Source organism: Paraburkholderia sp. BCC1876 (assembly GCF_902833695.1).
GTDB lineage: Bacteria > Pseudomonadota > Gammaproteobacteria > Burkholderiales > Burkholderiaceae > Paraburkholderia.
Genome location: NZ_CADFGI010000016.1, coordinates 26,374 through 45,292, shown reverse-complemented (window position 1 = coordinate 45,292; position 18,919 = coordinate 26,374). Strand labels below are relative to the sequence as shown.

Here is an 18,919-nt window from a genome sequence, read left to right as displayed (position 1 = left end):
ATCTCCTGAATGGAATGCTTATGGATTGCTACGTTGCTGGCTATTGGTAACTACGCGGTGACGACGCGGTGACGACGCTTGCCGGTTTTCAAAGCGGCTCAGCGCAGCCAGCCTTTGATCGTGTCGCACATGGCGTTGGTGGAAATACCGTAGCGGTCGTGCAGCGTGGGCAGCGCGCCTGCGTCGAGAAACGCGTCGGGCAGACCGATCTGGCGGAACGGCGGGGTGACGCCGTTGGTCAGCAGCACATTGGCCACCGCTTCGCCGAGCCCGCCGATCACCGTATGGTTCTCCGCGACGACCACCAGCCGGCCCGGCCGGCGCGCTTCGCGCAGCAGCGTGACGGAGTCGAGCGGCTTGATGGTCGGCACATGCAGCACGCCCACGTCGATGCGGTCGGCGGCGAGTTCTTTGGCGGTTTCGAGCGCGCGCATCGTCATGATTCCGGACGAGACGATCAGCACCTCGGCGCCGTCGTGCAGCAGCTTCGCTTTGCCGAGTTCGAACCGGTAGCCGTATTCGTCGAGCACGACGGGCACGTTGCCGCGCAATAAGCGCGCGTAGACCGGGCCGCGATGATCGGCAATGGCCGGCACCATCTGTTCGATTTCCAGCGCGTCGCACGGATCGATCACCGTGAGGTTCGGCATGGCGCGGAACAGCGCGAGGTCTTCGGCCGCCTGGTGGCTCGGGCCGTAACCGGTCGTCAGGCCCGGCAGTGCGCAGACTAGCTTGACGTCGAGATTGTCTTCGGCAATGGCCTGGTGGATGAAGTCGTACGCACGGCGCGCGGCGAACACCGCGTAGGTCGTGACGAACGGCTGTGCGCCTTCGTGCGCCATGCCGGCCGCGGCGCCCATCAGCAGTTGCTCGGCCATGCCCATCTGATAGAAGCGTTCGGGGTATGCCTTCGCGAACAGATGCAGGTCGGTGTATTTGCCGAGATCGGCGGTCATGCCGACCACCTCGGGCCGGTTGCGCGCCAGTTCGACCAGCGCGTGACCGAACGGTGCCGAACGCGTGATCTGGCCTTCGCCGGCAATGGAGGCGATCATCGCCGAGGTTTTCAAACGCGCTTTCGGGGCGGCGGCGCTCATACGTTTCTCCCTGCTTCCAGCGCCTGCAGCGCGAGTTGCCACTCGTGCGCATCGACGCGGATAAAGTGGTTTTTCTCGCGGGCTTCGAGGAACGGCACGCCACAGCCCATGCGCGTATCGCAGACGATAATGCGCGGCTGTGCTTCAGGGTGCGCGCGCGCCGCGTCGAAGGCGGCGACCACGGCGGCGAGATCGTTGCCGTCCACGCGCTGCACGAACCAGCCGAACGCCTGCAGCTTGTCGACCAGCGGCTCGAACGCCATCACGTTCGACGACGGCCCGTCGGCCTGCTGGTTGTTCACGTCGACCATGGCGATCAGGTTGTCCAGTTGCCAGTGCGCGGCGGACATCAGGCCTTCCCAGACCGCGCCTTCGTCGAGTTCGCCGTCGGAGAACAGCGTGTAGACGAAGGCGTCCGATTGCTTGCGCTTCAGGCCGAGGCAGCGGCCCACCGCGATCGTCAGACCGTGGCCGAGCGAGCCGCCGGACATCTCCATGCCGGGCGTGTAGCTGGCCATGCCTGACATCGGCAGACGGCTGTCGTCGCTGCCGTAGGTCTCCAGTTCTTCATCAGCGATGATGCCGGCCTCGATCAGCGCGGCGTAGAGCGCGATCGCGTAATGACCGTTGGATAGGAGGAAGCGGTCGCGGCCTTCCCAGTCGGGATCGTCGGCGCGATAACGCAGCGCGCGGAAGTAGGCGACCGCCAGCACGTCGGCGATGTCGAGCGCCTGGCCGATATAGCCCTGGCCTTGCACTTCGCCCATTCGCAGCGCGTTGCGGCGGATCTGGTACGCGTGCTCCGCGAGTTCTGCGTAGGGGGCGGTTTCGCTGGGATTCACTGGGCGTCTCCTTGGTTTTTTGTGGTCCGCATCGACACCGCGGCCAGTGATTCAAGCGTAATCTCGCGCCCGCTTGCGCTCAAACGAATTAAGATGGCCAATAGATGAATTGAATTCACGTGGGTGCTGCCATGCACAATCGCGTCACGCTCAAGTCGATACAAGCGTTCGAAGCCGCCGCGCGGCTTTCGTCGTTTGCGCTCGCAGCAGAAGAACTGTTCGTGACGCCGTCCGCGATCAGTCATCAAATCAAGCTGCTCGAAGAGCAATTGAGCATTCGTCTGTTCCATCGGCTGCATCGGACGGTGCTGCTGACCGACTCGGGGCGGCAATACGCTGAGGAAATCACGTCGGCGTTCGGGCGGATCGACGCGGCCACGCGCGAGATCGGCCGCGTGGCGAAAAGCGACATCCTGACGATTCACTGCACGCCGAGCTTCGCGACGCAATGGCTGATGCCGCGTATCGCGCGATTCAGCGCGACGCATCCGGATATCGACGTGCGCCTGAATGCATCGTCGGAAGCGGCGGATCTGATTTCAGGCGCGGTCGATATCGACATCCGCTATGGGCCGCGCAAGCTGCAACCCGCCGGCACGCTGGTGCTCGAATTACCGCCGGAGACGATCGTGCCGCTCTGTTCGCCCGCGCTGATGAGCGGCGACTATCCGCTGCTGGGCGTCGCGGATCTGCAGCACCATCCTCTCGTTCATAGCGAAGGCTGTCTGGTGAGCTGGCGTGACTGGATGCGCTTGCATCGAAAGACGCGGGTCGATATTGGGCGTGGGCCGCGTTTCGATCGCTCGTTCATGGCGTTGAGCGCCGCTGTCGATGGGCTCGGCGTGTGCCTCGAAAGCCTGCTGCTCGCGCAACGCGAACTGGAAACGGGGCGGCTGGTTGCGCCGTTCGGGTTGGAAGGACTGGAGGTGCGGGGTTACACGCTGAATCTGTTGAAGTCGCGTGTCGACTTGCCGAAGCTGCGCAGCTTTCAGGACTGGTTGTTTGCGGAGCTGGAGCGGTGAGTGGGTGTGTGGACAGGTGGTATGCCGGTGAGTTGACCGAGCCGGCGTGCCGCAAGCAGAGCATTTTTAACCAAGACACCCACCCCTGAGCCTCAGTATGCTTGGCCATATTCGTCATCTCATACGGGAACCTCACCGTGGCGCACTACCTTTGCCATGAACAGCCGGACCTGCTGGAATTCGACACGACGGTAATCGCCGCGCGACCCGGCGCGGTCGTGCTGGGACGTTCCGCGCTGCATCCGGGCGGCGGCGGCCAGGTCTCAGACGCGGCCACGCTGACACACGCGCACGGCGCCGCGCGCATTACCGGCGTCGCGGCGGAAGGCGGTCTGCTGTGGCATTTGCTCGACGAACCGCTCGAATTGAGCGGCGACGTGCATGTCGCCATCGACGCCGCGCGCCGCGCCACCGTCGCGCAACTGCATACCGGTACACATATTCTCAACGCGCTGGTGTACCAGCGTTTCGCCGGCGCGCTCGTGACCGGCGCGCAGATCAATGCCGACGGCACGGCGCGCATGGACTTCGATCTGCCCGACGCGGACAACGACGCGCTGCGCGCGCTCGAAGAGCCCGTCAACGACGTGATCCGCCGTGCGATGGATGTGCGCATCTATTACGTCAGTACAGCCGAAGCGCAGTCGACCGAAGGCTTGATTCGCAGCTTGTCGGTCGCGCCGCCGCCCACCTCGGACGGCCGCGTGCGGATCGTCGAGATCGGCGATCTGGACCGGCAGGCTTGCGGCGGCACGCATCTGGGCAACACCGCTCAATCGCGTCAGATCCGCATCGGCAAGATCGAAAACAAAGGCCGCCGCAATCGCCGTGTCAGAATCGAGCTGGTTGGATGAACACCCACAGGACCCGTCATGCAAACGTCGGATAAAAGCGAACCGGAAGTGGTCTGCTGGCGCGATGGCGCGCTCGACGGCGCGTGTCTCGCGACCGCCCGTTACGGCGATCACAAGTTCGACCGGCATCTGCACGACGAGCTCGTCATCGTCATGACGGAGAGCGGCGCGGGGCAATGCCATACGCGCGCGGGCAGCGACGTCGCCGGACCCGGCAGCGTGCTGGTGTTCGGACCCGGCGAGTATCACAGCGGCGAAGTGTGGGAAGGCCGCGAATGGATTTACCGGGCCATTTATCTCGACATGGAAGGGCTGGGCGCGCTGAGCGCCGTGTTCTCGCCGGAATCGCGCGCCGACAGTCCGCTGCTGATTCCGCCGGGGCTCTATCAGGACCGGCATCTGGCGGGTCTGCTGGTGAAAGCGCATGCGAGCCTCGACGAACAGCGCGCAGTGTCGCTGCTGGAGCGTCAGGCGAACTGGTGGGGCGCGATGGGCATGCTGGTCGGCCGATATGGCGAATCCGCGCAGACCTACGGCGAGGCGCGCCGTGAAGCGCACAAGATGGCGCAAGTGCGTGAGTATCTCGAGGCCAACTACGAGCGCGACATCTCAGTCGATGAACTCGCGGAGCTGGTGGGTTTGAGCCGCTACTACCTGACGCGTGCGTTCTGCAAGGAGTTCGGTTTGCCGCCGCACGCTTATGCGACGCAAGTGCGGCTGCTGGCCGCAAAACGACTGCTCGCGACGGGGCACAATGCAGCGAGCGCGGCTGCGGCCGTTGGGTTTTACGACCAGAGCCATTTGAATCGGCTGTTCAAGCGAGCGTATGGGATCACGCCGGGGAAATACGCGGCGCTGAAGCCGGGGCATTAGTTTTTTGCGGACGCGTGGGGCGTTTTGGAGCGCGCCGCTCCGCACCGCATGCCCTAAAAAACTCACGCCGGTAGCGGCACGTCCTCGATCAACGCCGCCTGCAACAAGCGCATCCGCCGATCGACAAAATACCCACCGCCTTCGGTGTAACGCAAATAAACGCGGCTGCACAGCGAGCATTGCCACACCGCACAACGGTTATACGGAAAGTAACGCGGTGCAATCGGCGCGGAGGGCGACCAGTAGTCCGCTTTGCCCGGCAGATATTCGCTGAAGGTCGGCTCCGGATCGTCCTCCGGCATCAGCGTGCCGATTTCTTCGAACTGCGTTTCGTCGATCGACAACGGCTGCGATTGCCAGCCTTCGAGCGGCGTTTTCGTGCATGAGCAAGGCGCGGCAACGCGCGCTTCCGCTTCACGCGCGAGGTCGAGCAGCGTCGCCGCGTTCAGATAGTCCGCCATAACGGAGATGATTCCTGCAGGGTTGTGGGAAGACGCGTGCGAGCGCGGAACATGAAGCCGCGCGCTCTACCGCCGCTGTCATGCCCGCGCTCGCGCCGCAGGGAAAGTCAGTTGTTCATCATCCGTTCCCGTTGCGGCACGACCCACGAGCGGTCGAAGCGTCCTTCGGCGATGGCTTTGAGCGACGCCGTTTCCTTCGCGTGCTGGCGGCGCGCACCTTCGATGACGGCTTCGACATCGGCGGGCGCGATCGCTAAAAGGCCGTCTTCATCGCCGACGATAATGTCGCCCGGATGCACCGCCATGCCGCCAACCGTCACCGGCACGTTGATCTCGCCGGGCCCATTCTTGTACGGACCACGATGCGTGACGCCCCGCGCGTACACCGGAAAATCGCGCAGCCGCAGCGCGCCGACGTCGCGGATCGCGCCGTCGATCACGAGGCCTTGCACGCCGAGACTTTCCGCGTAGCTCGCCATGATTTCGCCCATCAGCGCCTGCGTGAGGTCGCCGGCGCCGTCGATCACCAGCACGTCGCCGGGCCGGCAAAAATCGAACGCGCGATGAATCGCCAGGTTGTCGCCCGGCCGCGTATGGACCGTGACCGCGGTGCCGGCCATCGGTCGTGGTTGATGGTACGGACGCAAGCCGACCATGCCGCTCGAGCGCGCCATGTTGTCGCTGAGCAGCGACACCGCCAGTTCCCGCAATGCGTCGAGTGTGGCCGCGTGGGCCTGAGGCGCGGACTCGTATTCGCGCCAGCCGATTGGATTCATACCGTTGCCCCTTGTGTGGCGAATTGACGATCGAGTTGCCGCGACAGACGCGGATACACACTGCGTGCGTTGTCTTCGTAGATACATTGCCGGTCCGCTGCGCTCAACCAGTCGATCGCATCGATATAGCGGCGCGTGTCGTCGTAGTAGTGGCCGGTTTCGGGATCGATACCCTGTACCGCGCCGATCGTTTCCGACGCGAACAGAATGTTCTCCACCGGAATCACCCTGGCGAGCAATTCGGCGCCGGGCTGGTGATAGACGCAGGTGTCGAAGAACACGTTGTTCAGCAGATACTCGCTGAGCAGCGGACGTTTCATGTCTTGCGCGAGGCCGCGATAGCGTCCCCAGTGATACGGCACCGCGCCGCCGCCGTGCGGAATGATCAGACGCAGCGTGGGGAAGTCGGCGAACAGATCGCCTTGCAGCAACTGCATGAACGCCGAGGTATCGCCGTTGATGTAATGCGCGCCGGTGGCGTGAAAATTCGCATTGCACGACGACGACACGTGAATCATGGCCGGCACGTCGAGTTCGACCATGGCTTCGTAGAGCGGATACCAGCTTCGATCGGTGATCGGCAAACCGGACCAATGTCCGCCGGACGGATCGGGATTCAGATTGCAGCCGATAAACCCAAGCTCTTCGACACAGCGCCGCAATTCGGCGATGCAGTTGGCGGGCGGCACGCCCGGCGCCTGCGGCAACTGACACACGCCGACGAAGTTGCGCGGAAACAGGCCGCATACGCGGTGCACGAGGTCGTTGGACTCACTGGACCACACCGCGTTGGCTTCGGCGGAGGCGAGGTGATGACCCATGCCGGCCGCGCGCGGCGAGAAAATCGTCAGATCGGTGCCGCGTTCGCGCTGAATTCGCAGTTGACCGTTTTCGATGCTGTCGCGAATCTCGTCGTCGCCAATCGCGGGGCGGGGAGGCGGCGTGCCGCCATCTTTCAGCGCGGCGATCTGCTGCGCGCGCCAGGCTTCGTGCTGGGGAGGCGCGGTCGTGTAGTGACCGTGGCAATCGATGATCATGGTGTGCAATACCCTTCAGTTGTGCTCGTGCGTGTGCCTGCGCGTGCCGGATTCAATGAGCTGATCCGGCGCGCGCGGTCCTCAGGTTCGTGGCGCGGCATCGCCATGAGCGAGCGAGGCGGACTCGTCTTCGGCCGGCGTCACGCGCATCACTAGCGCGATGATCGTCGCAACGATCAGGAACGCCGCGATGGTCAGCAGCGCCAGCTTGAAATTGCCGGTCGCGTTGCGCACGAGTCCAATACTCCACGGACCGACCAGCCCGCCGAACTGCGCGATCGTGTTGATCAGCGCGATGGTCGCCGCGCCCGCCGCGCCGGTTCTGAACGACGAGGCCAGGCTCCAGAACAGCGGGTTGCCTGCATAGATGAACAGGCCGGTCACGCACAGCAGCGCATAAGCAATCACCGGACTCGGCGCATACGCGCTACCGGCAATAGCCAGCGCGCTCATGCCGTAGACGAACGCGAGGTGTTTCTTGCGGTCGCCGGTGCGGTCCGAACTGCGGCTGATCAGGACGGTGCCCAACACGCCGAGCAAGGGTGGTGCGGCCGAAAGAAAACCGACTTCGAGATTGCTCAGATGGCCGAGGCTTTTGACGATCTGCGGCAGCCACAGAAACAGGCCGTAAATGCCGACCAGCGCGCAGCCGAACAGACACGCAAGGCTCCACACGCGAATGTCGCCGGCCACACGCAGCAGCGGAAAGTGCGTGTTGCCGCCCAGCGCTTCGCGTTCCGTGGCGAGCGTGGCTTCGAGCCAGCGTTTTTCATCGGCGGAGAGCCAGTTGGCGTCGGCGGGGCGCTCGGTCATGATGCGCAGCGTCACCAGGCCGAGCAGCATGGCGGGCACGCCTTCGAGAATGAACATCCATTGCCAGCCCTGCAACCCGAGCACGCCGTTCGCGTAGGTCATCAACGCGGTGGAGATCGGACCGCCCAGCACCGCCGAAAACGAGCCCGCGATAATGTAGCCGCCCACCGCGCGCGCCCGGTAGCGCACCGGAAACCATTTGGTCAGATACACCGCGACGCCCGGCAGGAAGCCCGCTTCCATCACGCCGAGCAGAAAGCGCAGCACGTAGAAGCTCGAATCGTTGAACACGAACGCGGTGGCCACCGCGACCGCGCCCCACGTGAGCAGAATACGGGCGATCCAGCGGCGTGCGCCGACGCGATGCAACAGAAGATTGCTCGGCACTTCCAGCAGCATGTAGCCGAAGAAAAAGATACTGCCGGCGAAGCCGAACACTGCCGGGCTGAAACCCAGCTGTTTGTTCATGTCGAGCGCGGCGAAACCGATATTGATCCGGTCGAGGTAATTGAAGAACATCATCGCGAAGAGCAGGGGCATCAGGCGCCCATACACTTTGCGCATGGTTGCGGCTTCATCGATCGAGGGCATTGACGTGTCTCCGTGTGGCGACAGTCATTGCTGCCGCTGCGTTCTTTATCATGTGTGAGCCCATGATAAGAACGCGTGGAGCAGGCGTCCAAGACCGCTTACTTATGCTTGTATAGGTTTTTGCTTATAGTGCCGCGTCGGCGAGCGGTGGCGGCAGGCAGTCGAGAAACGCACGCAGATGCGGCGATGCATCATCGGTGCGGAAGGTGGCGGCAAGGGTCGAACGATACGACGAACCCGGTCCCGCGAGATGAACGAACACGACGTCGTTGCGGCCATGCCGCGCCACCGATTCGCCAATGAACGTAACGCCGAGTCCCGCGGCGACCAGCGCGATGGCGGTTTGAATTTCATACGCCTCGTGCGCAACGAACGGCGTGACGCCCGCATCGCGATACAGCGACAGCACCGAGCGCTTGAACTGCGCGTTCTGGTGCTTCGGATACAGAATCAACGGCGTATCGGCGAGCTCCGTGATCTGCACGGTCTGGTGCGCCGCAAGAGGGTGATTCGGTTCGAGCGCGGCCATGACGCGTTCGCGCATTAGCGGATACGACGTGCAGCCTTCCACGGCAACCGGCTGCCGGCCAATGCCGATATGAATGCGCAGATCGCGCAACGCATCGGTCTGTTCTTCGGTGAGCATCTCGAAGAGCTTCAGTTCGACCTGCGGATACGCGTGATGAAACGCCTTGAGCGCGGGCGGCAACACGCTGTACATCGACGAGCGCGTGAAGCCGACGCTGAGCCAGCCGCGCCGGCCCACGCCGATTTCCTGCGCCGCGCGCGTCACCTGTTCCACCGAGCCGAGAATCTGCCGCGCTTCGCTACACAGATAATGGCCGGCCTCGGTCAGCACCAGCGGACGCCTGGCCCGATCCACCAGTTGCGTGCCAAGCCGTTCTTCGAGCGAACGGATCTGCTGGCTCAGCGCCGGTTGCGCGATATGCAGGCGCTCGGCGGCGCGGCTGAAATTGAGTTCCTCGGCAAGAATCACAAAGCACTGCAGGGCCCTAAGGTTCATCACGCTCGTCCTGATACCTGATCTCCGGTAGGCACAGGATAGCGGGTCGGCGGCGGCCGGGCGCGTTTCGTCGGATCGAAGTTCGCCCAACCGTCGCGGATGAAACAGGCCGCTTATCGATCGAAGCCGCCCTGGCACAGGTACTTGATCGACAGGTAGTCGTCGAGTCCGTACTTCGATCCTTCGCGGCCGTAGCCCGATTCCTTCACGCCGCCGAAGGGCGCCGCTTCGCTGGACACGGCGCCTTCGTTGATGCCGATCACGCCCGCTTCCAACTGGCTGGCCACGCGGTCGATACGTCGCACGTCCTGCGTGTAGAAGTAGGCGGCGAGGCCGAACGGCGTGTCGTTGGCCAGACGCAGCGCTTCGGCTTCGTCGGTGAAACGGAACAGCGGCGCCACCGGGCCGAAGGTCTCCTCGCAGCACACCATCATGTTGTCCTGCGCGCCGGTCAGCACGGTCGGCGCGTAGTAGTTCGGGCCGAGTTCGGTCAGGCGCTTGCCGCCCGTCAGCACTTTCGCGCCGTGCTCCACGGCGTCTTCCACGTGTCGTGCGATCTTGTCGATGGCGCGCGCGTTGATCATCGGGCCGATCTGCGCGTCCGGGTCGGTTGCGGGCGCAACCTTCAGCGCCGCGACGCGCGTCGCGAGCAGATCGGCGAAACGCTCGTAAACGCCCGCCTGCACGTAGACGCGGTTCGGACACACGCAGGTCTGCCCGCCATTGCGGAATTTCGACGCCATCAGGCCGGTGACGGCGGCGTCGAGATCGGCGTCGTCGAACACGATAAAGGGCGCGTTGCCGCCCAATTCCAGCGAGAGCTTCTTCAACGTCCCGGCCGATTCCCGCGCCAGATGCTTACCGACCGGCGTCGAGCCGGTGAACGTGATCTTGCGAACGCGCGCATCGGCGAGCCAGTCGGCGACCGCGGCAATGCCCTGTTCGCGCGACGCCGACAGCATGTTCAGCACGCCGTCCGGCAAACCGGCTTCCTGAGCGAGCGCGGCAAGAGCGAGCGCGGTGAGCGGCGTATCTTCGGCGGGCTTGGCGACTACCGTGCAACCGGCCGCGAGCGCTGGCGCGATCTTGCGGGCGATCATCGCGAGCGGGAAATTCCACGGTGTGATCGCCGCGACCACGCCGAGCGGCTCCTTCACCGCGCTCATGCGCTTGCCGCGTTGCTGCTGCGGAATCAGATCGCCGTAGATGCGGGTCGCTTCGTCGGCGAACCACGCGACGTACGACGCGCCGTACGCGACCTCGCCGCGGCTTTCGGCGAGCGGCTTGCCTTGCTCCATCGACATCAGTTTCGCGAGGTCGTCGGTATTGGCGACGATCAGCGCGTGCCAGCGGCGCAGCAATTCGGCGCGCTCGCGCGGCAGCTTGTCGCGCCAGGCGGGGAAGGCGCGGGCGGCGGCGTCGGTGGCGGCGCGCGCGTCCGCGGCTCCGCTGTTCGCGACTTCGACGATCCGCTCGCCGGTGGCCGGATTGGTGACCGGGAAGCGCGCGCCGTCGGCGGCATCCGTCCATTGGCCGTCGATCAGATTGTGCGTGCGGATCAGTTCGTCGCGCGTCAAGGCGAGAGACATGGGGTGACTCCTTGAGGTTGCCTGGATGAGATCAAGGCATGCGGCAGCGCGCTCGCGTACCTTCGATCGATGCTTCGATGCTACGCGCGCGCGGCCGTGGATGACGTCGCCAATAACGGCGTTGACGGCGTAGCACGTGTTTTTTTCGGAGCGTGACAGCACTTTCTGCTGAATCGGCCTGACGTGGCCTGGTGTGGTGTGGCGCTCCGCCGACCAGGCCGCCGCGAACTCAGCGCGTTCGCCGTGGCCCGGTCGATGCGCGCACCACCAGTTCGGGCGGCGGCGCGAGCACCATCGACGGTTGCTGGTGCGGCGTCTGGATCAGCCGGATCAAACTCGCGATCGACAACTCCGCGATCGCCGCCGTCTGGATCGCGACCGTGGTCAGCGCAGGATGCACCTGATGCGCGAGCTGAATGTCGGTGATGCCGATCACCGATACATCCGCCGGCACCGCGCGGCCCAGCGTGATCAGCGCCTGCGCCGCGCCGATCGCGAGCAGGTCGTTGGTGGCGAAAATCGCGGTGAGCTGCGGCCGGTTCGACATCAACTGCATACAGGCGGCGTAACCGGCGTCGATCGAATCGCGAATCTGCAGCACCGCGGCCGCGTCGGCCTCGATACTGGCCGCCCGCATCGCCGCACGAAAGCCGTTCGACCGCGCGTCCTGCAAACCGCCGCAACCGTCGCCGATCAACAGACCGATATCGCGATGCCCCAGTTCGAGCAGATGCCGCGCGGCCAGCTCGCCCGCGCGGGCGAAGTCCACCGCGACGCAGGGCAGCGCGGGCGGCGCCTCCGGGTGTTCCCACATGGCGAGCAGGATCGGTGCGTTGTGCGTGGCGGACGCGCAGAGATCGTTGATCGTGATGTCCGTGTTCATGACGAGCACGCCGTCCGCGAGCGTGCCCGCGATCTGGTTCAGATACGCGCGGCCGATTTCGGCGTCGTCGTCGGTATTGCAGACCATCAGGAAGTGGCCGGCTTTGCGCGCCGCGCGTTCGGCGGCCAGCACGAACTCGGGGTAGAACGGGTTCGAGATGTTCGACAGCATCAGCGCCAACGTCGACGAGCGTCCCTCGGCCAGCGCGCGTGCGTTCAGATTCGGCCGGTAGCCGAGATCGGCAATCGCCTTCAGCACGCGCTCGGCGGTTTCCGGGCGGACTTTGTCGCGATTGCGCAGCACGTTGGAAACGGTGGCGGCGGTAACGTGCGCGCGCTTCGCCACTTCGGACAGGGTGACCATAGTCTTGTTATCCCAAATTCAGGGAATGCGATTCAAATGTTGCAGGCCGAGGGCGACGTTGATAACTTTGCAAAAAACACAGCGGAGACACTCATCATGGCTTTTTCCCTCGAACACGAATTTAAGCGATTAAATGCCTGCCGCACAAGGTCTGGCCGTTTATTTTTTACAAAAATTTAAGCGGTTAAATCCACGGAGGGCAGCATGGCGGCAATTCGTTTGACGAACGTGCAGAAGTCGTACGGTGAGCATCCGCCGGTGATTCGGCGCGTGAATCTGGACATCGCGCAGCATGAGTTTTGTGTGTTTCTCGGGCCTTCGGGTTGCGGCAAGTCGACCTTGCTGAGAATGATCGCCGGTCTCGAAGATTTGAGCGAAGGCGAACTGCATATCGGCGGGCGTCTGATGAACGACGTGCCTTCTGCGGCACGCGGCGTGGCGATGGTGTTTCAGAGCTACGCGCTGTTTCCGCACATGACCGTGTTCGACAACATGGCGTTCGGCCTGAAGCTCGCGAAGCAACCGAAGGATGCGATCGACAGCAAGGTGCGGGAGGCCGCGCGCATTCTGCAACTGGACGCGTTTCTGGAGCGCTATCCGAAAGCGTTGTCGGGCGGCCAACGTCAGCGCGTTGCGATCGGCCGCGCGATTGTGCGCGAACCCGGCGTGTTCCTGTTCGACGAACCGTTGTCTAACCTCGACGCCGCGTTGCGGGGTCAGACGCGCGTCGAAATCGCCCGTTTGCATCAGCGCTTTGCCAATGCGAGCGTGGTCTATGTGACGCACGATCAGGTCGAGGCCATGACGCTCGCCGACCGCATTGTGTTGCTGCACGCCGGCGCGGATGCGGAGCGTTTCGGCAGCGTCGCGCAAAGCGGCGCGCCGCTCGAGTTGTATCACCATCCGAAGTCGCGCTTCGTGGCGGGTTTCATCGGCTCGCCGCGAATGAATTTCATCGACGCGGTAGTCGGGTCGATCGAGCCGGGCCGTGTGAGCGTCACGCTCGCGCATAGCGGCGAGACGTTGATCGCGCAAGTAGACGGCCAGCGTTTGCAGCGCGGCCAACCGGTCACGCTCGGCGTGCGGCCCGAGCATGTGTGCCTCGACGGCGACGAACAATCGATCCAATGCATGACCGTGCTGTCGGAACGCCTCGGCGAGCACAGCTATATTCACGCGGATCACGCGGGCGGCTCGCTTGTCGCGAAGGCCGCGGGCGACACGCCGATCGGCTCGGGTGAACGCATTCGCATTCACGTGCCGTCCGCCGCGTGCCATCTGTTCGACGCGGACGGTGTCGCTCTGCGGCGCAGTCGCTTCGAATCCGAACGAGTCGCCGCCTGAAAGCACGCGCATTCGAAGCACGACACTTACCGAACCAGATTCCGCCACAGAGCGGGTTACATCGCTGCCAGCCGCGGGCTGTCAGCCAACAAGGTAGTCAAGGAGACACAAGATGATTGCTTTACGCCTTCGCCGTCTTGCGCAACTGTCGATCGCAGCCGCTCTGGTTGCCGGCACACTCTGTTGCGCCACAGCCGACGCCGCCACGCTCAACGTCAACGTCTCGGCGCGCGGTAACCAGCGGTCGACCTGGCAGGACGCGTTCGACAAGTTCAAGAAAGCGAATCCCGACGTCGACCTCAAGGTGACCTACATCACCGAGGAAGCGTACAAGGTGCAGATGGGCGGCTGGCTCGCCACCGATCCGCCCGATGTCGTGTCGTGGCACGACGGCGAACGGATGGCCTATTACGCGCAGCGTGGCCTGCTCGAAGACCTGTCGCCGGACTGGACGAAGAACGGCTGGTCGCAGCAATACGCGTCGGTCAAGGAAGCGTCCACGTATAAGGGCAAGCAGTACGCGGCGCCGCTCGGCTACGACGCGTACGGGTTCTTCTATCGCAAGGATCTGTTCGACAAAGCCGGCATCAAGGGCGAGCCGAAAACCTGGGACGAGTTTCTCGACGCCTGCAAGAAGCTGAAAGCGAGCGGCGTGGCGCCGATCGCGGTGGCCGCGCGCGATAGCTGGACACTCGCCGCGTGGTTCGATTACCTCGATCTGCGGATCAACGGCAACGCGTTCCATCAGCAATTGATGGCGGGCGAAATTCCGTACACCGACGCGCGCGTGAAGAAGGTCTACGCCGCGTGGAAAACGCTGATCGACGATCACTACTTCATCGACAATGCGCTCTCGTACGACCTCGATTCGATCGCGCCGTTTCTGGTGAACGGCAAGGCGTCGATGATGCTGATGGGCACGTTCTTCTCCGCGAGCATTCCGCCGTCGATCAAGCCGCAAACCGGCTTCTTCCGTTTCCCGGTGATCGACGCCAGCGTGCCGATGGCCGAAGACGGTCCGGTCAACGTGCTGTTGATTCCGGCCAAGGCGAAGAACAAGGCCGACGCCCGCAAGCTGCTGGCCTTCATGGAACAGCCGCAGATCAACGCGGATCTCGCGAAGGGCTGGGGTCAACTGCCGTCGAACAGTCAGTCGGCTGAACCGGAAGACGCGATCTCGAAGGTCGGCTTCCAGACGCTCGCGAACACGAAGGGCGGCATCGCGCAGTTCTACGACCGCGACATGCAAAAGGAAATGGCCGACGAAGGCATGAAAGCGATGCAGCAGTTCTACAGCGATCCGTCGCAACTCGACGCCGTGCTCGTGCGTCTCGAAGCGACCCGCAAACGCATCTACCAGAAGTAAGTCCCTAAGCGCCGGCGGCGTAGCAACCGCCGGCGCTTGCCTTCGATCTTCGACGAGGCCCGATCCATGTCTCAATCCGCAGCGCGCCGCTTACCCGCGGCGCAGCACCGTCACGTCTCGACGACGCGCCGTCATCAGCACCGCGCCGCGTTTTTCTTCCTGTTGCCGGGTTGCGCGTTGTTTTGCCTGTGCGTGGTTTATCCGATCTTCAGCAGCATTTCGCTCAGCTTTTATCACTGGGACGGCATGACGCCGAAGACCTTCGCGGGCCTGGACAACTACATCGAACTGTTCCAGTCCGACACGTTCTATACGGCGCTGAAAAACAATCTGATCTGGCTCGCGCTGTTCCTGCTCGCGCCGCCGCTCGGCCTGCTGTTCGCGTTGTATCTGAACCAGCACATGCGCGGCATGCGGGTCGTGAAGTCGCTGTTCTTCGCGCCGTTCGTGCTCTCCGGCGTGGTGGTGGGGCTCGTATTTAGCTGGTTCTACGATCCGGGTTTCGGCCTGCTGCGTCTGATTGTCGGCCACGGCATTCCGGTGCTCGGCGATCCGCACACGGTGACGTTCGGCATCATCTTCGCCGCGCTCTGGCCGCAAACGCCGTTCTGCATGGTGCTGTATCTCACCGGTCTCACCGGCATCAATCCGGAAGTGGTCGAGGCGGCGCGCATGGAAGGGGCGAAGGGCGTGCGTTTGCTCTGGCACGTGATCCTGCCGCAATTGCGGCCTGCCACTTTCATGGCCGTCGTGCTGACCGTGATCGGCGCGCTGCGCAGCTTCGACCTGATCGCGGTGATGAGCGGCGGCGGCCCGTTCGACAGCTCCACGGTGCTCGCGTATTACATGTACGACCAGGCGATCAAGTACTACCGCGAAGGCTATTCCGCGGCGATTGCCGTCGTGCTGTTCGCCATCATGCTCGTCTATATCGTGTTCCATCTGCGCCGCATGCTGCGCGAAGAACGCTGATTTTCAGGAGGTTCGTGTCATGTATCCGCTTCCCGTCGAACGCTGGAAACCGCTCAATCGCACGCTTTATAAAGTGTCGCTGCCGATTGCGTTGCTGATCTGGCTGCTGCCCATGCTGGCCGTGCTCGTCACGTCGATCCGCTCGTCCGACGAATTGTCGCAAGGCGATTACTGGGGCTGGCCGAAACATTTTGCGTTGATCGAAAACTACGGCACGGCGCTCACACAAACGCCAATGCTGCATTACTTCACCAATAGCGTGCTGATTACCGTGCCTTCGGTACTCGGCGCGATCGTGCTGGCCTCCATGGCGGGTTTTGCGCTCGCGACCTATCGCTTTCCCGGCAATACGGCGGTGTTGTTCGCGTTCGTCGCGGGTAATTTCGTGCCGATCCAGATCCTGATGATTCCGGTGCGCGACATGGCGTTGAAAGTCGGCCTGTTCAATAGCGTGTGGGCGCTGGTGATTTTTCATGTGTCGTTCCAGACCGGTTTTTGCACGCTGTTTCTGCGCAATTTCATCAAGCAGTTGCCCTTCGAAATGATCGAGGCCGCGCGCGTGGAAGGCGCGAGCGAATGGACCATCTACTGGCGCATCGTGCTGCCGCTGATCCGGCCGGCGCTCGCCGCGCTCGGCATTCTGGTCTTCACGTTCGTCTGGAACGACTACTTCTGGGCGTTGTGCCTTACGCAAGGCGACGACGCCGCGCCGATCACCGTGGGCGTCGCCGCCCTCAAGGGGCAATGGACCACGGCCTGGAATCTGGTCGCCGCGGGTTCGGTATTGGCCGCGTTGCCGTCGGTGCTGATGTTCTTCCTGATGCAGAAGCACTTTGTCGCCGGCTTGACCTTCGGCGCGAGCAAAGGCTGAACGCCGGCCCGTCTTCAACTACTCACGAGATACGTTCATGCAACTAGGTGTTTGCTATTACCCGGAACAATGGCCCCGTTCGATATGGGCCGACGACGCAAAGCGGATGGTCGAACTCGGCATCACGCACGTGCGGATCGCCGAATTCGCGTGGAGCCGGATGGAACCGCGCGCCGGCGAATTCGAGTGGGAATGGCTCGACGAAGCGGTCGCCGTGCTGGCCGCGGCGGGACTGAAACTGGTGCTCGGCACGCCGACCGCGTCGCCGCCGAAGTGGCTGGTCGACGCGCATCCCGACGTGCTGCCGGTGCGCGCCGACGGCACGCGCTGGAACTTCGGCTCGCGCCGTCATTACGATATTTCAAGCGACACGTACCGGCGCGAATGCGTGCGGATCGTCAGCGCAATGGCGGCGCGCTATGGGCGTCATGCTGCTATCGTGGCCTGGCAAACCGATAACGAACTCGGCTGTCACGATACCGTGCCGAGTTATTCCGCCGCCGCGCTGGCGCGCTTTCATCGCTGGCTGCATCTGCGCTATGGCACCGTCGGCGCATTGAACGACGCCTGGGGCAATGTGTTCTGGAGCATGGAGTATCCGTCGTTCGACGCGATCGGCCTGCCGAACCTCACGCCCACCGACGCCAATCCGATCCATTTGCTCGAATTCCGCCGCTTCATGTCCGACGAAGTAGCGAGCTTCCATTGCGAGCAGATCGACGTGTTGCGGCAGCATGCGCCCGACGCGGATCTGCTGCACAACTTCATGGGTTTCTTCACGACCTTCGATCACTACCGTTTTGCCGAAGGCGATGCGCTCGACGTTGCCGCGTGGGACAGCTATCCGATCGCCCGCACGGAGTCGATCGCACTGCCCGACGAGCAGAAGGCCCGCTACGCGCGGACCGCCCATCCCGATGTGTCGGCATTCGATCACGACCGCTACCGGGCAATCGGACGTGGGCGTTTCTGGGTGATGGAGCAGCAGGCGGGACCGGTCAACTGGGCGCCGTGGAATCCCGTGCCCGCGAAAGGCATGGTCAGACTCTGGGCGTATGAGGCGTTCGCGCACGGCGCGGAACTGGTGTCGTATTTCCGCTGGCGTCAGTGTCCGTATGCGCAGGAGCAGATGCATTCGGGCCTCAATCTGCCGAACGACGAATTGTCGCCGGGCGGCCTGGAAGTGCAACTGGCGGCGCGCGAAATTGCGGCGAGCCCGGCGTTGTCGTCACTCGGCGCGGCTGCGCGCGCGGCCGTTGCCGTGGTGTTCGACTACGAGACGCAATGGATGTTCGAGATTCAGCGTCATGGCAAGAGCTTCGATTACCAGACGCTCGCGTTCGACTATTACGAGTCGCTGCGTGAATTGGGACTCGACGTCGATATCGTGCCGCGCAACGCGGATCTTTCGGCGTATCGCCTGGTGGTCGTACCGAGCCTCGCGGTGGTTGACGACGCGCTGGTCGATCAGATCGAACGTAGTACCGCGCAATGGGTCTTCGGGCCGCGCAGCGGCTCGAAAACGAACCTGTTCGCGATTCCTTCGACCCTGCCGCCCGGCGTGTTGCAGCGCGTGCTGCCGATTCAGGTGCTGGAAGTGGAAACGCTGCGTCCCACGCTCACGCCCGCGCTGTCGATCGGCGATACGGATGGCGTAGCACTGCATTGGCGCGAGCATGTTCGCGCCAATGGCGAGACCCGCATCGAAGCACAATTCGACGACAAGTGGCCGGCGATTCTCTCGCACGGCAACGTGCGCTACGTCGCGGGCTGGTTATCGCATGCGTTGCATCGCGAGGTGCTGGCACAGGCGGCGCGGCAAGCTGGTATCGCAACGCAACGGCTGCCTGACGGCGTGCGGATTCGTCGGCGGGGCGAGCTGACGTTCGCGTTCAACTTCGGCCCTGAACTCGCGCAAGCGCCCGCACCGGCTCATGCGGACTTTGTACTCGGCCACGCGCAGCTAAAAACCGGCGACGTCTGTGCATGGCGAACCGTCGGCGATTGAGATTCAAGCGCTTCGATCTGGAGCCGGCGGCCTTCATAAGAGCCGCCGTTCAATCAACGGAGGGTGACAGATGAACCGAAGAGAAGTGCTTGTTCGATTTCCACGGCAACGCGCGGAGTTCGCTGGACGCGTT

Annotated in this window: 17 protein-coding genes; 8 read left to right on the top strand and 9 right to left on the bottom strand. The window is 63.5% G+C overall.

The annotated features are described in order from the left end of the window. Positions 1-98 precede the first annotated feature (98 nt). Positions 99-1,097 carry a transketolase family protein gene (locus tag HWY05_RS35335; protein WP_176061210.1) on the bottom strand — a complete coding sequence of 333 codons (999 nt, stop codon included), beginning with the start codon at positions 1,095-1,097 and terminating at the stop codon, positions 99-101. Beyond that, positions 1,094-1,939: a transketolase gene (locus HWY05_RS35330; protein ID WP_176061209.1), complete on the bottom strand. Its 846-nt coding sequence runs from the start codon at positions 1,937-1,939 to the stop codon at positions 1,094-1,096. The genes HWY05_RS35335 and HWY05_RS35330 overlap by 4 nt, the downstream gene beginning before the upstream one ends. A 131-nt stretch (positions 1,940-2,070) precedes the next feature. Between HWY05_RS35330 and gcvA the strand changes: the two genes are divergently transcribed. From gcvA to HWY05_RS35315, 3 genes are all read left to right on the top strand, one after another. Then, the gene (gcvA, locus tag HWY05_RS35325) at positions 2,071-2,961 is read left to right on the top strand and encodes a transcriptional regulator GcvA (protein ID WP_176061208.1); all 891 of its coding nucleotides are present in this window, start codon (positions 2,071-2,073) and stop codon (positions 2,959-2,961) included. Between the two features lie 137 nt (positions 2,962-3,098). Next, the gene (locus HWY05_RS35320) at positions 3,099-3,815 is read left to right on the top strand and encodes an alanyl-tRNA editing protein (RefSeq protein WP_176061207.1); all 717 of its coding nucleotides are present in this window, start codon (positions 3,099-3,101) and stop codon (positions 3,813-3,815) included. A gap of 18 nt (positions 3,816-3,833) precedes the next feature. Next, a complete protein-coding gene (locus tag HWY05_RS35315) occupies positions 3,834-4,688 on the top strand; it encodes an AraC family transcriptional regulator (RefSeq protein ID WP_176061206.1) in 855 nt (284 codons plus the stop codon). 62 nt (positions 4,689-4,750) lie between these two features. Here HWY05_RS35315 and HWY05_RS35310 read toward each other — a convergent pair whose 3' ends face one another. From HWY05_RS35310 to HWY05_RS35280, 7 genes are all read right to left on the bottom strand, one after another. Next, complete coding sequence (locus tag HWY05_RS35310; protein ID WP_176061205.1) at positions 4,751-5,149, bottom strand: hypothetical protein; 399 nt, start codon at positions 5,147-5,149, stop codon at positions 4,751-4,753. Positions 5,150-5,256: 107 nt separating this feature from the next. Beyond that, entirely contained in the window at positions 5,257-5,925 is a 669-nt protein-coding gene (locus tag HWY05_RS35305; RefSeq protein WP_176061204.1) for an RraA family protein, read from the bottom strand. Beyond that, the gene (locus HWY05_RS35300) at positions 5,922-6,962 is read right to left on the bottom strand and encodes an amidohydrolase family protein (protein WP_176061261.1); all 1,041 of its coding nucleotides are present in this window, start codon (positions 6,960-6,962) and stop codon (positions 5,922-5,924) included. Before HWY05_RS35300 ends, HWY05_RS35305 begins: the two co-directional genes overlap by 4 nt. A gap of 81 nt (positions 6,963-7,043) precedes the next feature. Then, complete coding sequence (locus HWY05_RS35295; RefSeq protein WP_176061203.1) at positions 7,044-8,366, bottom strand: MFS transporter; 1,323 nt, start codon at positions 8,364-8,366, stop codon at positions 7,044-7,046. A gap of 124 nt (positions 8,367-8,490) precedes the next feature. After that, complete coding sequence (locus tag HWY05_RS35290) at positions 8,491-9,390, bottom strand: LysR family transcriptional regulator (protein ID WP_176061202.1); 900 nt, start codon at positions 9,388-9,390, stop codon at positions 8,491-8,493. A gap of 113 nt (positions 9,391-9,503) precedes the next feature. Further along, positions 9,504-10,979, bottom strand: coding sequence for an NAD-dependent succinate-semialdehyde dehydrogenase (locus HWY05_RS35285; RefSeq protein ID WP_176061201.1), 1,476 nt, complete (start codon positions 10,977-10,979; stop codon positions 9,504-9,506). Positions 10,980-11,208: 229 nt separating this feature from the next. Continuing rightward, the gene (locus tag HWY05_RS35280) at positions 11,209-12,225 is read right to left on the bottom strand and encodes a LacI family DNA-binding transcriptional regulator (RefSeq protein WP_035555303.1); all 1,017 of its coding nucleotides are present in this window, start codon (positions 12,223-12,225) and stop codon (positions 11,209-11,211) included. 204 nt (positions 12,226-12,429) lie between these two features. On the opposite strand from HWY05_RS35280, the gene ugpC reads away from it, so the two are divergent. The 5 genes from ugpC to HWY05_RS35255 all read left to right on the top strand — a co-directional run bounded on the left by ugpC (position 12,430) and on the right by HWY05_RS35255 (position 18,786). Beyond that, entirely contained in the window at positions 12,430-13,569 is a 1,140-nt protein-coding gene (ugpC, locus tag HWY05_RS35275; protein WP_176061200.1) for a sn-glycerol-3-phosphate ABC transporter ATP-binding protein UgpC, read from the top strand. 112 nt (positions 13,570-13,681) lie between these two features. Continuing rightward, positions 13,682-14,935, top strand: coding sequence for an ABC transporter substrate-binding protein (locus HWY05_RS35270; protein WP_035555308.1), 1,254 nt, complete (start codon positions 13,682-13,684; stop codon positions 14,933-14,935). 66 nt (positions 14,936-15,001) lie between these two features. Then, a complete protein-coding gene (locus HWY05_RS35265; RefSeq protein ID WP_035555311.1) occupies positions 15,002-15,907 on the top strand; it encodes a sugar ABC transporter permease in 906 nt (301 codons plus the stop codon). Positions 15,908-15,926: 19 nt separating this feature from the next. Further along, on the top strand, positions 15,927-16,778 hold the full coding sequence (locus HWY05_RS35260) for a carbohydrate ABC transporter permease (protein ID WP_035555313.1): 852 nt from the start codon (positions 15,927-15,929) through the stop codon (positions 16,776-16,778). 37 nt (positions 16,779-16,815) lie between these two features. Next, the gene (locus tag HWY05_RS35255; protein ID WP_176061199.1) at positions 16,816-18,786 is read left to right on the top strand and encodes a beta-galactosidase; all 1,971 of its coding nucleotides are present in this window, start codon (positions 16,816-16,818) and stop codon (positions 18,784-18,786) included. Positions 18,787-18,919: the final 133 nt, after the last annotated feature.

Excerpts from the sequence above, each read along its gene's own strand:
- HWY05_RS35300 (WP_176061261.1), bottom strand. The coding sequence starts at position 6,962 with ATGATCATCGATTGCCACGGTCACTACACGACCGCGCCTCCCCAGCAC.
- HWY05_RS35290 (WP_176061202.1), bottom strand. The coding sequence starts at position 9,390 with ATGAACCTTAGGGCCCTGCAGTGCTTTGTGATTCTTGCCGAGGAACTC.
- gcvA (WP_176061208.1), top strand. The coding sequence starts at position 2,071 with ATGCACAATCGCGTCACGCTCAAGTCGATACAAGCGTTCGAAGCCGCC.
- HWY05_RS35280 (WP_035555303.1), bottom strand. The coding sequence starts at position 12,225 with ATGGTCACCCTGTCCGAAGTGGCGAAGCGCGCGCACGTTACCGCCGCC.
- HWY05_RS35315 (WP_176061206.1), top strand. The coding sequence starts at position 3,834 with ATGCAAACGTCGGATAAAAGCGAACCGGAAGTGGTCTGCTGGCGCGAT.
- HWY05_RS35260 (WP_035555313.1), top strand. The coding sequence starts at position 15,927 with ATGTATCCGCTTCCCGTCGAACGCTGGAAACCGCTCAATCGCACGCTT.
- HWY05_RS35310 (WP_176061205.1), bottom strand. The coding sequence starts at position 5,149 with ATGGCGGACTATCTGAACGCGGCGACGCTGCTCGACCTCGCGCGTGAA.
- HWY05_RS35255 (WP_176061199.1), top strand. The coding sequence starts at position 16,816 with ATGCAACTAGGTGTTTGCTATTACCCGGAACAATGGCCCCGTTCGATA.
- HWY05_RS35335 (WP_176061210.1), bottom strand. The coding sequence starts at position 1,097 with ATGAGCGCCGCCGCCCCGAAAGCGCGTTTGAAAACCTCGGCGATGATC.
- HWY05_RS35265 (WP_035555311.1), top strand. The coding sequence starts at position 15,002 with ATGTCTCAATCCGCAGCGCGCCGCTTACCCGCGGCGCAGCACCGTCAC.
- ugpC (WP_176061200.1), top strand. The coding sequence starts at position 12,430 with ATGGCGGCAATTCGTTTGACGAACGTGCAGAAGTCGTACGGTGAGCAT.
- HWY05_RS35270 (WP_035555308.1), top strand. The coding sequence starts at position 13,682 with ATGATTGCTTTACGCCTTCGCCGTCTTGCGCAACTGTCGATCGCAGCC.
- HWY05_RS35285 (WP_176061201.1), bottom strand. The coding sequence starts at position 10,979 with ATGTCTCTCGCCTTGACGCGCGACGAACTGATCCGCACGCACAATCTG.
- HWY05_RS35305 (WP_176061204.1), bottom strand. The coding sequence starts at position 5,925 with ATGAATCCAATCGGCTGGCGCGAATACGAGTCCGCGCCTCAGGCCCAC.
- HWY05_RS35295 (WP_176061203.1), bottom strand. The coding sequence starts at position 8,366 with ATGCCCTCGATCGATGAAGCCGCAACCATGCGCAAAGTGTATGGGCGC.